This is a genomic window from Pseudomonas sp. EA_35y_Pfl2_R5, assembly GCF_963970805.1.
In the GTDB taxonomy this organism is placed as follows: domain Bacteria; phylum Pseudomonadota; class Gammaproteobacteria; order Pseudomonadales; family Pseudomonadaceae; genus Aquipseudomonas.
Genome location: NZ_CAXAOW010000005.1, coordinates 213,813 through 227,459, shown reverse-complemented (window position 1 = coordinate 227,459; position 13,647 = coordinate 213,813). Strand labels below are relative to the sequence as shown.

16 protein-coding genes are annotated in these 13,647 nt (G+C 58.1%); 12 read left to right on the top strand and 4 right to left on the bottom strand.

Going from position 1 to position 13,647, the window contains the following annotated elements; all coding sequences use genetic code 11:
• The first annotated feature begins 3 nt into the window (after window positions 1-3).
• From AACX99_RS12395 to pdxJ, 11 genes are all read left to right on the top strand, one after another.
• A complete protein-coding gene (locus AACX99_RS12395) occupies window positions 4-597 on the top strand; it encodes a sigma-E factor negative regulatory protein (protein WP_339412178.1) in 594 nt (197 codons plus the stop codon).
• A gap of 22 nt (window positions 598-619) precedes the next feature.
• Complete coding sequence (locus tag AACX99_RS12390) at window positions 620-1,564, top strand: MucB/RseB C-terminal domain-containing protein (protein WP_339412176.1); 945 nt, start codon at window positions 620-622, stop codon at window positions 1,562-1,564.
• Entirely contained in the window at window positions 1,561-2,016 is a 456-nt protein-coding gene (locus tag AACX99_RS12385; RefSeq protein WP_339412174.1) for a SoxR reducing system RseC family protein, read from the top strand. The genes AACX99_RS12390 and AACX99_RS12385 overlap by 4 nt, the downstream gene beginning before the upstream one ends.
• A gap of 82 nt (window positions 2,017-2,098) precedes the next feature.
• Window positions 2,099-3,481: a DegQ family serine endoprotease gene (locus tag AACX99_RS12380; protein ID WP_445261871.1), complete on the top strand. Its 1,383-nt coding sequence runs from the start codon at window positions 2,099-2,101 to the stop codon at window positions 3,479-3,481.
• A gap of 147 nt (window positions 3,482-3,628) precedes the next feature.
• Window positions 3,629-5,428: a translation elongation factor 4 gene (lepA, locus tag AACX99_RS12375; RefSeq protein ID WP_339412171.1), complete on the top strand. Its 1,800-nt coding sequence runs from the start codon at window positions 3,629-3,631 to the stop codon at window positions 5,426-5,428.
• Between the two features lie 6 nt (window positions 5,429-5,434).
• The gene (lepB, locus tag AACX99_RS12370) at window positions 5,435-6,289 is read left to right on the top strand and encodes a signal peptidase I (protein ID WP_339412169.1); all 855 of its coding nucleotides are present in this window, start codon (window positions 5,435-5,437) and stop codon (window positions 6,287-6,289) included.
• A 105-nt stretch (window positions 6,290-6,394) separates the two neighbouring features.
• Window positions 6,395-6,772 (top strand): DUF4845 domain-containing protein, encoded by a 378-nt coding sequence (locus tag AACX99_RS12365; protein ID WP_339412168.1) that lies wholly within the window; start codon window positions 6,395-6,397, stop codon window positions 6,770-6,772.
• Window positions 6,769-7,458: a ribonuclease III gene (gene rnc, locus AACX99_RS12360; protein WP_160015377.1), complete on the top strand. Its 690-nt coding sequence runs from the start codon at window positions 6,769-6,771 to the stop codon at window positions 7,456-7,458. Before AACX99_RS12365 ends, rnc begins: the two co-directional genes overlap by 4 nt.
• A complete protein-coding gene (gene era, locus AACX99_RS12355; protein WP_090252025.1) occupies window positions 7,451-8,353 on the top strand; it encodes a GTPase Era in 903 nt (300 codons plus the stop codon). Before rnc ends, era begins: the two co-directional genes overlap by 8 nt.
• A gap of 62 nt (window positions 8,354-8,415) precedes the next feature.
• The gene (gene recO, locus AACX99_RS12350; protein WP_339412165.1) at window positions 8,416-9,114 is read left to right on the top strand and encodes a DNA repair protein RecO; all 699 of its coding nucleotides are present in this window, start codon (window positions 8,416-8,418) and stop codon (window positions 9,112-9,114) included.
• Window positions 9,107-9,853: a pyridoxine 5'-phosphate synthase gene (gene pdxJ, locus AACX99_RS12345; RefSeq protein ID WP_339412164.1), complete on the top strand. Its 747-nt coding sequence runs from the start codon at window positions 9,107-9,109 to the stop codon at window positions 9,851-9,853. The genes recO and pdxJ overlap by 8 nt, the downstream gene beginning before the upstream one ends.
• A gap of 46 nt (window positions 9,854-9,899) precedes the next feature.
• On the opposite strand, the gene AACX99_RS12340 is transcribed toward pdxJ, so the two are convergent.
• Window positions 9,900-10,802, bottom strand: a complete 903-nt coding sequence (locus AACX99_RS12340) for a LysR substrate-binding domain-containing protein (RefSeq protein ID WP_339412161.1) — start codon at window positions 10,800-10,802, stop codon at window positions 9,900-9,902.
• Window positions 10,803-10,910: 108 nt separating this feature from the next.
• On the opposite strand from AACX99_RS12340, the gene AACX99_RS12335 reads away from it, so the two are divergent.
• Window positions 10,911-11,201 carry a hypothetical protein gene (locus tag AACX99_RS12335; protein WP_339412159.1) on the top strand — a complete coding sequence of 97 codons (291 nt, stop codon included), beginning with the start codon at window positions 10,911-10,913 and terminating at the stop codon, window positions 11,199-11,201.
• On the opposite strand, the gene cmoB is transcribed toward AACX99_RS12335, so the two are convergent.
• The 3 genes from cmoB to AACX99_RS12320 all read right to left on the bottom strand — a co-directional run bounded on the left by cmoB (window position 11,198) and on the right by AACX99_RS12320 (window position 13,644).
• On the bottom strand, window positions 11,198-12,166 hold the full coding sequence (gene cmoB, locus AACX99_RS12330; protein WP_339412157.1) for a tRNA 5-methoxyuridine(34)/uridine 5-oxyacetic acid(34) synthase CmoB: 969 nt from the start codon (window positions 12,164-12,166) through the stop codon (window positions 11,198-11,200). The two genes, AACX99_RS12335 and cmoB, sit on opposite strands and share 4 nt — an antisense overlap.
• Complete coding sequence (gene cmoA / locus AACX99_RS12325) at window positions 12,163-12,939, bottom strand: carboxy-S-adenosyl-L-methionine synthase CmoA (RefSeq protein ID WP_339412234.1); 777 nt, start codon at window positions 12,937-12,939, stop codon at window positions 12,163-12,165. The genes cmoB and cmoA overlap by 4 nt, the downstream gene beginning before the upstream one ends.
• A gap of 69 nt (window positions 12,940-13,008) precedes the next feature.
• Complete coding sequence (locus AACX99_RS12320) at window positions 13,009-13,644, bottom strand: lysoplasmalogenase (RefSeq protein ID WP_339412156.1); 636 nt, start codon at window positions 13,642-13,644, stop codon at window positions 13,009-13,011.
• Between the last annotated feature and the right edge of the window lie 3 nt (window positions 13,645-13,647).

The window sequence follows — 13,647 nt, the reverse complement described above, 5'->3', positions numbered from 1 at the left end:
GCCATGAATCGTGAAATCCTGCAGGAATCGCTGTCCGCGGTGATGGATAACCAAGCGGATGAACTTGAACTACGGCGAGTGCTGGCAGCCAGTGATGATACTGAGCTACGGGCCACGTGGTCGCGCTATCAGATCGCGCGCGCCGTCATGCATAAAGAGTTGCTTGAGCCGCGTCTCGATATTGCTGCTGCCGTGTCTGCGGCCCTGGCTGACGATATTGCTCCGGTGGCGCAGCAAGCTCAGCGTGGTCCTTGGCGTACCGTCGCTCGTCTGGCTGTTGCAGCTTCGGTTACCGTGGCCGTGCTGGCGGGTGTACGCCTGTACAACCAAGACGACATCACTGGTACGCAGTTGGCACAGCAAGCTACTCAGTCACCACTCAGTATTCCGCAGGCTAATGGTTCGGCGATGTTGGCGGGCTTCGTCACCTCTGAAGAGCAAGTCGCTCCAGCGGTCAGTGCCGTGGGTCAAGGTCAGCCTGGATGGCACGAGCAGCGTTTGCCAGCCTATCTGCGGCAGCATGCGCAGCAAGCGGCCATGAATACGGGGGAAAGTGCGCTACCTTATGCGCGTGCGGCCAGTCTCGAAAACCGTTAATGGCCCGTAGTTAAGGAGGCGCATGCGCTTTATTTCATTTAGCGCCCTGCTACTGGGCTGGCTGGCGTTGCCGGTCGCTGCCGAGGAAGGGCGACTCTTATTGCAGCGTTTGGCGGATGCCGAGCGTACACAGAGTTTTCAAGGCAACTTTGTTTACGAACGCAATGGCAGTTTTTCGACGCACAGCATCTGGCATCACGTCGAAGAGGGCGGCATCTTGCGCGAGCGGTTGCTGCAATTGGATGGTGCTGCTCAGGAAGTGTTACGTATCAATGGCCAGGTGCAATGCGCCAGCGGTGCGTTGGCCGATCAATTGATCGACAGCCAGCTATGGCCGGCTCGTGCATTGAATGCCGAGCAATTGAGCGAGTGGTATGAGCTTCGAGTGCTGGGCAAGTCCCGCGTGGCGGGGCGGGCTACCCGTGTACTGGCATTGGTGCCGCGCGATCAGCACCGTTATGGCATTGAGCTGCACCTTGATAAGCAAACTGGCTTGCCGCTCAAATCTTTGCTAGTCAACGATAAGGGGCAGTTGCTAGAGCGCTTTCAGTTTACTCAACTAGAGACTGATCCCCCCGCGGCCTCCGACCTAGAAGCTGGTGCAAGGTGTCGCCCCGTGCGTTTGCCTGTCGCTCAGTCTGAGGCAATCGAGGCTTGGCATTCGGAATGGCTGCCCCCCGGCTTTCGCCTCAGTTCAGTTACCCAGCGCCGTAGTCCTGCGTCGGATGAGTCGGTCGCCTGCCAAGTCTATGACGATGGTCTGGCGCGATTTTCTGTCTACATGGAGCCGCTGCGCGGCGCGGTTGTTGAGGATGTTCGTACTCAGTTAGGGCCTACCGTGGCAGTTTCGCGTCGATTGAAAACTGATGACGGCGACGTCATGGTCACCGTAGTCGGTGAAATTCCCTTGGGTACGGCTGAGCGAGTGGCCTTGTCGATGCGTTCGGCTGTTGGGGTGGCGCAGTGATTGAAGAGCAGGGGCGAGTCGTGGCTATTGAGCCCGGTGCTGTCTGGGTCGAAACTCTGCGCCAAAGCACCTGCTCCAGCTGCTCGGTCAAGGCCGGTTGTGGTCAGGGTCTGCTTGATCAGCTGGGGGCTAGCGGTCGTCGTGGATATATCCGTGCACTGTCAAGTTTGCAGTTGAGTGTTGGTGATTCGGTCGTTATCGGTGTGCGCGAGGATCTGCTGGTGCGCGGCTCGCTGTTGGTTTATCTGCTGCCATTGCTTGGGTTGTTTGCTGCGGCGGTATTGGCTGAGCAAATGGGTTTGGGCGAGCCCTTGGTGATACTCAGTGCGCTGTTCGGTTTTTTGTTTGCCTGCTGCGCTGTGCGCTGGCGTAGTCGTCTTAAGGCCGGTGATCCGGCTTTGCAGCCTGTGGTGTTGCGTGCATTGCTTGGCGGTGCCGCAGCGGCGTTTTAAGACTTTTGCTGGCCTAATGGGGAGTTGTATGTCGAAGCCTGGTCTGAAATCTTCACTATCTGCGTTGTTTGCCGTGCTGCTGATGGGGCAGGCGCTGGTCGCGCAAGCAAGCCTGCCGGATTTCACCGAGTTGGTGGAGCAGGCGTCACCAGCGGTCGTTAACATTAGTACGCGGCAGAAGATGCCAGATCGTGCGGTGGCGGGCAGTGGCTCGCTTAATGTGCCTGATTTGGAAGGCTTGCCGCCGATGTTTCGCGAGTTCTTTGAGCGCAATATCCCGCAGGTGCCACGTGCGCCTGGCGGCGGTCGTCAGCGTGAAGCCCAATCGCTAGGTTCGGGCTTTATCATTTCCGCTGATGGCTACGTACTGACCAATAATCATGTGATTGCCGATGCCGATGAAATCATCGTGCGCTTACCGGATCGCAGTGAACTGGAAGCCAAGCTGATCGGTACTGACCCACGCAGCGATGTTGCCTTGCTCAAGATTGAGGGCGATGATTTGCCCACCGTCAAATTGGGCAAGTCGGAAGATCTAAAGGTCGGTGAATGGGTATTGGCGATTGGTTCGCCATTCGGCTTCGATCACTCGGTGACCGCTGGGATTGTGAGCGCCAAGGGCCGCAGCCTGCCGAACGAGAGCTATGTGCCGTTTATCCAGACTGACGTAGCGATCAATCCGGGCAATTCCGGTGGTCCGCTGTTCAATCTGGCGGGTGAGGTGGTTGGTATCAATTCGCAGATTTTCACTCGCTCCGGCGGCTTTATGGGTTTGTCGTTTGCCATTCCGATGCGTGTAGCCATGGATGTGGCCGATCAGCTCAAGGCACAAGGCAAGGTCAGTCGCGGCTGGTTGGGCGTGGTAATTCAGGAAGTGAATAAGGACCTGGCCGAGTCGTTCGGTCTGGATAAGCCGGCCGGTGCGCTGGTAGCCCAAGTGCTGGAGGACGGGCCGGCTGCCAAAGGTGGTTTGCAGGTGGGCGATGTGATTCTCAGTTTGGATGGCAAGCCAATCATCATGTCTGCCGATCTGCCGCACCTGGTCGGTGCGCTCAAGCCGGGCGCTAGCGCTGAACTGGATGTGGTACGTGACGGTGCGCGCAAGAAGCTGCAGTTAACCATTGGTGCGTTGCCTGAGGACGGCGAGACCCTGGCCGGTACGGCTGTGCCTGGTGTTGAGCGCAGTAGCAACCGTCTCGGCGTCAAAGTGGTCGAGCTGACCGCTGAGCAGAAGAAGAGCCTTGATCTGAACGGCGGCGTGGTGATTTCCGAGGTGCAGGACGGTCCGGCGGCGCTGATTGGCCTACGATCTGGCGATGTAATCACTCACTTGAACAATCAGGCGATCAATTCGGCCAAGACCTTTACTGAAGTGGCGCAGGCACTGCCGAAGAATCGTTCGGTATCGATGCGTGTGCTGCGTCAGGGGCGCGCCAGCTTTATCACCTTCAAGCTGGCCGACTAACGGCGTTGGCAGGGTAAAAGGGCGACTTCGGTCGCCCTTTTACATGGTGCTGCCATGTGGCCTTGATGACGTGCAAGGTGGCTTTCGGGTACACTTCGCGGCTATTTTCGGCGGGCAGTCGCCTGCGACCTTTTCGAGTGTTGATCCGTGAGTGATTTGAGTCATATCCGCAATTTCTCCATCATCGCCCACATTGACCACGGCAAGTCGACCCTGGCCGATCGGTTTATCCAGATGTGTGGCGGCCTGGCTGCTCGTGAAATGGAGGCCCAGGTACTGGACTCCATGGATCTGGAGCGCGAACGTGGTATCACCATCAAGGCGCACAGCGTCACGCTGTATTACAAGGCCCAAGACGGCATCACCTATCAGCTGAATTTTATTGATACCCCTGGGCATGTTGACTTCACGTATGAAGTCAGCCGTTCCCTGGCGGCCTGCGAAGGTGCTTTGCTGGTGGTCGATGCCGGTCAGGGCGTGGAAGCTCAGTCGGTCGCCAACTGCTATACCGCCATTGAGCAGGGCCTTGAGGTCATGCCGGTACTGAACAAAATTGACTTGCCCCAGGCCGATCCGGATCGGGTCAAGGAAGAGATCGAAAAGATCATCGGCATTGATGCCACCGACGCCGTGACCTGCAGTGCCAAGACCGGCCTGGGCGTCGACGAAGTGCTCGAGCGTCTCGTGCACACTATCCCGGCGCCGACCGGTGATATCGACGCGCCGCTGCAGGCGCTGATCATCGATTCCTGGTTTGACAACTACCTGGGCGTGGTTTCCCTGGTGCGTGTGCGTCACGGCCGCGTGAAGAAGGGCGACAAGATTCTGGTCAAGTCGACCGGCAAGGTTCACCTGGTCGACAGCGTGGGCGTGTTCAATCCTAAGCACACCGCCACCGTCGATCTCAAAGCTGGTGAAGTCGGCTTTATCATCGGCAGCATCAAGGACATTCATGGAGCCCCGGTGGGCGATACGCTGACCCTGGCTGCTACGCCGAACGTCGAAGTGTTGCCCGGTTTCAAGCGTATTCAGCCGCAGGTTTATGCTGGCCTGTTCCCCGTCAGCTCCGACGATTTCGAAGATTTCCGCGATGCGTTGCAGAAGCTGACCCTGAACGATTCGTCGCTGCAGTATTCCCCCGAAAGCTCCGATGCACTTGGCTTCGGTTTCCGTTGTGGTTTTCTCGGCATGCTGCACATGGAAATCATCCAGGAGCGCCTGGAGCGCGAATACGACCTGGATCTGATCACCACGGCGCCGAGCGTAATCTTCGAAGTCGTGCTCAAGACCGGTGAGACGATCTACGTCGATAACCCATCTAAGCTGCCGGATATCTCCTCGGTCGAGGATTTCCGCGAGCCGATCGTGCAGGCCACCATCCTGGTGCCTCAGGAACACCTGGGTAACGTGATTACCCTGTGCATCGAGAAACGTGGCGTGCAGCGCGATATGCAGTTTCTCGGCTCCCAGGTTCAGGTTCGCTACGACCTGCCGATGAACGAAGTGGTACTCGACTTCTTTGATCGCCTGAAATCCACCAGCCGCGGTTATGCCTCGCTGGACTATCATTTCGATCGCTATCAGTCGGCCAATTTGGTCAAGCTGGATGTGCTTATCAATGGCGACAAAGTTGATGCGCTGGCCCTTATCGTGCACAAGGACAACGCCCACTATAAAGGTCGTCAGTTGACCGAGAAAATGAAAGAGCTGATTCCACGGCAGATGTTCGACGTGGCGATCCAGGCGGCTATTGGTGGGCAGATCGTTGCGCGGACCACAGTCAAGGCGCTACGCAAGAACGTATTGGCCAAATGCTACGGCGGTGACGTCAGCCGTAAACGCAAGTTGCTGGAAAAGCAGAAGGCCGGTAAAAAACGCATGAAGCAGGTCGGTAATGTGGAAATTCCACAGGAAGCCTTCCTCGCAGTGCTCAGGTTGGATAGTTAAGGTCCTATGTCGATCAATTTCCCGCTGTTACTGGTTATCGCGGTCGCCGTCTGCGGCGCCTTGGCGTTGTTCGATCTGATCTTTCTGGCCCCGCGTCGGCGAGCGGCTATCAGCACCTACCACGGCCAGGTCAGTGAGCCTGATGAGGCGGTGGTGGAACGCTTGAACAAAGAGCCTTTACTGGTGGAGTACGGCAAGTCGTTCTTCCCGGTACTGGCGATTGTGCTGGTGCTGCGCTCGTTTCTGGTCGAGCCTTTTCAGATTCCATCAGGCTCGATGAAGCCGACCCTGGAAGTGGGGGATTTTATTCTGGTCAATAAGTTCGCCTATGGCATCCGCTTGCCGGTGCTGGACACCAAGGTAATCGAAGTGGGCGATCCACAACGTGGCGATGTCATGGTGTTTCGTTATCCCAGTGATCCGAATATCAACTACATCAAACGTGTGGTCGGCTTGGCCGGCGACCGTATTGCCTACAGCAGTGACAAACGCCTGACCATCAATGGCGAGTCTGTGGCTCAGCAGTTGATTGGCGACGAGCCCGGTAGCTTGGGCAGTGCGACGCTTTATAGCGAGAAACTCGGTGAGGCCGAGCACCTGATCCGAAAGGAAATGCAGCGTTATCGGCTGGAGCCCGGCCGCGAGTGGGTAGTGCCTCAAGGGCATTACTTTATGATGGGCGACAACCGTGACAACTCCAATGACAGTCGCTACTGGAATGATCCCGCCATCCCTAAACCGCTGTGGGGCATGGTTCCGGACCAAAATATTGTCGGCAAAGCTTTTGCCATCTGGATGAGCTGGCCGGATCCGAAGTCCAGCAACCTACCCAATTTCTCTCGCGTGGGTTTGATTCACTAAATCTGCTGACGAATTTGCGACGCTGTTAAATACAGCGTCGCAGGCTATATATAGTCTTGCCTCCAGCCGCAACGGCTTTCACATAACTCGAATTTGGGGACAAATATGAAATCTGCGCATTCGCAAAAGGGAATGTCGATTCTTAGTTGGTTGATGGTGCTAGCTGTGGTCGCCTTTTTGGCCAGCGCGGCGTTCAAGGTATTGCCGCACTACTTCGACTATATGTCGTTGGAGAAAATGATTACTTCGGTGGAAACCGATAAAGCGGCTGATGTTCGTAGCGTTAACGACTTCTATGGCCATATCAGCAAGGGCATGCAGGTCAACAGCATCCGTGATCTGAATATGCAGGAAGCGATAAAAATTAAAGTCGAAAACAACGAATTTCGTGTGCACCTGAAGTACGAAAAACGTGAGCCACTGATCGAGAACATCGATCTGGTAGTGCGCTTCGATAAAGAATTCCGCGTGCGTATGCCGTGAGTGCATCGTTAGCCCGTCTCGAGCGGCAGCTCGGTTATACCTTCAAGGACCAGGAACTGATGATCCTGGCCCTTACCCATCGCAGCTTCGCCGGGCGCAATAATGAGCGTCTGGAGTTTCTTGGTGATGCCATCCTTAACTTTGTAGCTGGTGAAGCGCTGTTTCAGCGCTTTCCGCTGGCCCGGGAAGGGCAGCTGTCACGTCTGCGTGCGCGCCTGGTCAAGGGTGAGACCCTGGCCATTCTGGCCCGTGGTTTCGATCTGGGTGAGTATCTGCGCCTGGGCTCGGGCGAGCTGAAAAGCGGTGGCTTTCGTCGCGAATCGATTCTGGCCGATGCCCTGGAAGCGCTGATCGGTGCCATCTACTTGGACACCGGGATGGATGCGGCTCGCGAGCGGGTGTTGGCCTGGCTGACTACCGAGCTGGACAGCCTGACCCTGGTCGACACCAACAAGGACCCGAAAACCCGCCTGCAGGAGTTTTTGCAGTCGCGCGGTTGTGAGCTGCCTCGCTACGAAGTAGTGGATATTCAGGGTGAGCCGCATTGCCGGACCTTCGTGGTCGAATGCCAGATCACCTTACTCAATGACAAAACCCTGGGGCAGGGTGCCAGTCGGCGTATCGCCGAGCAGGTTGCGGCCGCGGCCGCGCTGATCGCCCTCGGTGTGGAGAATGGCAATGACTGATACACCTGTTACACGCTGTGGCTATGTCGCCATCGTCGGCCGGCCCAACGTGGGCAAGTCGACGTTGCTCAACCACATCCTCGGCCAGAAGTTGGCGATTACTTCGCGTAAGCCGCAGACCACACGGCACAACATGCTCGGCATCAAAACCGAGGGCGAGGTGCAGGCGATCTATGTCGACACTCCCGGCCTGCACAAGAACAACGAGAAAGCCCTCAACCGCTATATGAACAAGAACGCCTCGTCGGCGCTGAAGGATGTCGACGTGGTGATCTTCGTGGTCGATCGCACTCGCTGGACCGATGAAGATCAGATGGTGCTTGAGCGTATTCAGTACGTTGAAGGTCCGGTGATCTTGGCGATCAACAAGACCGATCGCATCGAAGACAAAGCCGAATTGATGCCGCATCTGGAGTGGTTGGCGACCCAGTTGCCGAAGGCCGAGATCGTGCCGGTCTCTGCGCAGCATGGGCATAACCTCGACACCCTGGAAAAACTGGTGGGTGAGCACTTGCCGGAAGGCGTGCACTTCTTTCCTGAAGATCAGGTTACTGATCGCTCCAGCCGCTTCTTCGCTGCCGAGCTGGTGCGCGAGAAGATCATGCGTCAGTTGGGTGCCGAACTGCCGTATCAGATCACTGTGGAGATCGAGGAATTCAAGCGCGATGGGCGCATCCTGCATATCCACGCGCTGATTCTGGTGGAGCGTGATGGGCAGAAGAAGATCATCATTGGCGACAAGGGCGAGCGGATCAAACGCATCGGCCAGGAAGCGCGCAAGGATATGGAAGTGATGTTCGACTCCAAAATCATGCTCAACCTCTGGGTCAAGGTTAAAAGTGGTTGGTCCGACGATGAGCGCGCCTTGCGCTCCCTGGGTTACGACAACATCTAGCCCTGCACGGGCGCGCCTTTGTGCCCGTTCCTGCGTCCCGTCACATTGAGTCGCCACCGGCCATGCTTGCAGACAGTCAACCTGCCTATGTACTGCACAGCCGCGCTTACCGTGAAAGCAGCGCGCTGGTGGATTTTCTCACCCCAAAGGGTCGTTTGCGCGCGGTACTGCGCGGCGCACGGGGCAAGGCCGGCAGTCTGGCGCGGCCATTTATTCCACTGGAAGCCGAGTTTCGCGGGCGTGGCGAGCTGAAGAATGTCGGCCGCCTCGATCCTGCCGGTATCCCCAATCTGTTGGTGGGGGAGGCGCTGTTTTCCGGTCTGTATCTAAACGAACTGCTGATTCGCCTGCTGCCCGCCGAAGATCCTCATCCCGCGGTGTTCGAGCACTACGCCATGACTGTGCTGGCCCTTGCCGAGGGCCGTGCGCTGGAGCCTTTGTTGCGTTCTTTTGAATGGCGTCTTCTCGATGAGCTGGGCTATGGTTTCGCCCTGGATCTGGACAGTGAGGGGCAGCCCATAGCCGCCACTGGCCTGTATCGTCTGCATACGGAAACCGGGCTGGTGCCGATTGGCCAGATGCAGCCCGGTGCTTTTCAAGGGGCTGAGTTGCTGGCCATGGCGGAGGCCGATTGGGCTGCGCCTTGCGCGCTCGCCGCGGCCAAACGGCTGATGCGCCAGGCCCTTGCCCCTCATTTAGGTGGCCGACCGCTGGTCAGCCGCGAATTGTTTATGACGCTCAAGGAGCCAAGCCGTGACTGATGCCAATCGTATTCTGCTGGGTGTGAACATCGACCATGTGGCCACCCTGCGCCAGGCCCGTGGCACCCGCTACCCCGACCCAGTAAAGGCCGCGTTGGACGCTGAAGAGGCCGGTGCTGACGGTATTACCGTGCACCTACGTGAAGACCGTCGGCATATCCAGGAGCGCGATGTGCGCCTGCTCAAGGAGGTTATGCAAACGCGGATGAACTTCGAGATGGGCGTTACCGAGGAAATGCTCGTCTTCGCCGAAAGTATTCGCCCGGAGCATGTGTGTCTGGTGCCGGAAACCCGCCAAGAGCTGACCACCGAAGGCGGCCTGGATGTAGCCGGGCAGGAAGAGCGGATTCGCGCAGCGGTCGAGCGCCTGAGCAAGATTGGCTGCGAAGTATCGCTGTTTATCGACCCGGATCCGCAGCAGATCGAGGCGTCCAAGCGTGTCGGCGCACCGGCCATCGAGTTACACACCGGCCGTTATGCCGATGCACATACACCAGAAGAAGTAGCGCGCGAGCTGGCGCGGATTCGCGATGGGGTAGCCTGTGGCCTGCAGCACGGTCTGATCGTCAACGCCGGCCACGGCCTGCATTACCATAACGTCGAACCGGTGGCGGCGATTGCCGGAATCAACGAGCTGAACATTGGTCACGCCTTGGTGGCTCACGCGCTGTTCGTCGGCTTCAAGCAGGCGGTGGCGGAGATGAAAGGGCTTATCGTGGCAGCGGCCAATCGCTGCTGAATCCGTCCCGCACTATTGCTGACAGTGTTGAGTATTGTCTCTAGCGCTACCTATTGAATGCCAGTATCAGTTGCGCGGCCAGTGCTTCGATTACGTTGCCGCTGTTGCCACCGCGAAGCAGTTTGATGTGGTACTTGCCCAAGGGTAACAAGCCTTGTTCCTCGCCTAGGCATTTCAGTGGCGGCTTGATCAGGCTGCGAGGGAAGGGCGCCACGGCCAGGTCGGCAATCATTGCTGCTTCCTGCCCGGCATACTGCTCGCAGGAGTATGCGATGCGGTATTTCCGCCCACTGCGGTCGAGGGCATCGAGCGCGGCTCTGCGCCAGGCGCATCCGTGATTGGATAGCGCCAATGGCAGGGGCGAGCGCAGTACGGCCAGGCCGCCATCACGACCTGCCCAGACCAAGTCCTCGGAATGGATGACCTCGCCGAGTGAATCGTCCAGGCCTTCGTTACCTGTTTCGATTAGGGTCAGGTCTAGCTCTCCTGCATCCAGTTTCGTCACCAGATCCACGCTACGACCCACGCATACCTCAACCATTACCGCGGGATGACTGCGGGCGAACATGCTCAAGACGCTTGGCAGTACACGAGTGGCAAGATCATTCGGGGTGCCAAAACGCACCTTGCCAGCCAGTGCGGGTGTCAGGAAATGTGAGACGGCCTCTTCGTTAAGTTTGAGCAGACGTCTGGCGTAACCCAGGAGGGTTTCGCCGTCTGGCGTCAGCGTGACCCGCTTGGCTTCGCGGCTGAACAGGCTGCGTCCAAGGGTCTCTTCGAGGCGCTTGATCTGCATGCTGACCGCTCCCGTGCTGCGATATATCTGGGCGGCCGTGCGGGTAAAACTGCCACTTTCGGCGATACCGACAAAGGTCTTGAGTACGTCGCTTTCCAGCAATGGCAAGGCCTGAGGTAACAGCCGAGGCGTCAGTTCACTTAATCCGTTCATTCAGTTTTACTAAACAGTTGATTTCGTATTAGTCGTTTGATTGAACGTTAGGGGCAATACATCCTCTTTGCAAGCCAATGCCGAGCATTGCAAACGAGGAGTACCCACATGAATAAGCCGAAAATCCAGTGCTACCAGCGTAAGCAAAAAATCAAGGCATCCGATATGCCGGAATTTTATATGCCGGCAATGTGGCCAGTCGATTTACAGAATGCCATTGTCGATTGGCTATCCGCATGGCGTTGGCGTCGTCAGATGCGCAAGTTGTTGCGGCAGGACGCACAGGGGCTGGTTCGCTTGGGCAGCACCCGGGCTACGGTCGCGCAGGGCGCTGGCGAGTCGCTTAAAGTGATCGCCGCGCGTAAAAGCAGACTGCGCCGCGAGCGTGCCAAACCCTAGGGTTTGCGCGCGATCACTACCGCGCGGCTCGGTGCCGGAAGACCTTCAAGGGTGCGGCTGTGGTCGGCAGGGTCGAGGAACTCTGGCAGCGACTGAAAACGCATCCATTCAGTCGAGCGCTGTTCGTCGACGCTGGTGGTGCTGACATCGACGCAGCGCACATCGACGAAGCCGGCGCGGCGCAACCACAGCTCCAATGCTGGCACTGAAGGCAGGAACCAGACGTTGCGCATCTGTGCGTAGCGATCCTCAGGGACCAGTACCTGCTGGGCATCGCCCTCGACAACTAGGGTTTCCAGCACCAGTTCGCCGTCCTTGACCAGGCAATCCTTGAGATCGATCAAGTGATCGATAGGTGAGCGGCGGTGATACAGCACGCCCATGGAGAACACCGTGTCGAAGCCTTGCAGCTTGCCGGGTAATTCTTCGAACGCCAGCGGCAGGTGCCAGGCGGGCAGTTCGGGCAGGTAGTTTTTCATCGCCAGAAATTGGCAGAGAAACAGCCAATTTGGGTCGATGCCGACCACGCTGTCGGCGCCAGCTCCAAGCATGCGCCACATGTAGTAGCCGTTGCCGCAGCCGACATCCAACACGCGCTTGCCCTTGAGATCAAGGTAGGGCGCGACCCGCTGCCATTTCCAGTCTGAGCGCCACTCGGTGTCGACATGCACATCGAATAGATGAAACGGACCCTTACGCCAGGGAATCAAGCCCTGCAAGGCCGTTTTCAGTGCGGCGCGAGTGGGTTCGTCGCAATGACCGTTGAAGTTGAAGCTGTGCAGCAACTCCAGTTGCTCAACCTTAAGCTCTGGCAATGCCTGCACTGCGCCGTACCAGCGTGGCAGATCGCCATGGCCGATGGCCAGTTTGGCGTCGATCTGCCCAGGCAAATCAGCGGACCAGTCTTGCAGTGGAGTGCCGGCAAGGCTGGCTTGCAGGGCGTCGAGGTCGAGGCGGCTGATCATGGCAGGGCAATCATTGAGGCGAAATTAAGGCACTGGAACCACGGCACCACTTGGCTGAATCCGGCGGCTAGCAGGCGTTCGCGGTGCTGTTCCAGGCTGTCGGGGAGCATGACTTTCTCGATGGCACTGCGCTTCTGCGCTATTTCCAGCTCGCTGTAGCCGTTGGCGCGTTTGAAGGCGATATGCAGGTCGCCCAGCAGGGTGTGCTGCTTGACGTCCTCGAACTGCAGTTTTTCCGAGAGAATCAGCGTGCCACCGGGCAGCAGGGCCTGGCGAATCCGCGTCAGTAATTCGAGGCGTTGTTCGGGTTGGATAAATTGCAGGGTGAAGTTCAGTGCCACCAGCGATGTTGGCTGGAAGTCGAGGCTGAGAATGTCGGCCTCAATCACTTCGACTGGTAGCAGCTCCTGAAACATCGAATCCTGGGCGTGCAGGTATTCGCGGCAGCGCTCGACCATGGCACTGGAGTTGTCCACGGCGATCACTCGGCAATCTTCGATCTGCACATGCCGGCGCAGCGCCTGGGTGACTGCACCGAGGGAGCTGCCGAGGTCATAGAGCACGCTGTGCGGCTGGGCGAATTGGCCGGCGAGTACGCCGATGTTCTCGACAATGGTCGGGTAACCCGGCACCGAGCGTTTAATCATGTCGGGGAAGACCCGCACCACATCTTCGTTGAACACGAAGTCCGGCACCTGGGCCAGGGGTTGGGCGAAAAGACGGTCGGGCTGTTTGCTCACGATGGCTGCGCACTGGTCGATAAAGCCGGGCATTTTAGCCAAGTGCGCGGTATAGCCAAACCTTGATTGCCGTTATTGGTCGCAAATCTGTGCGGCGATGGCTTAGTGGGCCTGTTTGACGGCCGAAGCAGCGATGGCCCATTGTCCCAACCAGTAGCTGAGCATGATCGTCAATGGCGCAGCCTCGAAGGACGCAACAAAGCGGTTGATGCCGATCAGGCTGTCGGACAGCACAAACAGGGCGGCACCTGCGGCGGCCAGGCGTGTGGAGCAGGTGTTCAGGCCTGGCTGATCAAGGCGGGCGAGGGCGCGCCAGAGCATGGCGCTGATCGCCAGGGCATAACAGGCGACGGGGATCAGCAACGGGCCCAGATTAGCGCTGGCGAGGATGGCGAACATCGTCCCGCCGCTGGCCAGGGCGAGCAGCAAGGCAAGCCATGCCGGTTGCTTGCAGTCGCTCAGATAAGCGCGCAGATAGGCCAGGTGGGCGAGGAGGAAGGCACCTAGGCCGAAAATAAACAAATCACCGGGCCAGTCGAGCAGGATATCGCCCGCCAGTGAGGCGAGCAGACCAAGGCTGATCCAGCGTCGATACAGGCCGCTGGGTACAGTTCTCAACCACAGCAACAGGGCAATCACCGGGATGCCCTTGCTGAGCAGGCCCAGCTCGCTCATGCCACTGAGCCGTGCATAGAGAAACACTGCAGCGCCCAGCAAACCCAGCAGCAGATAACGCATGGC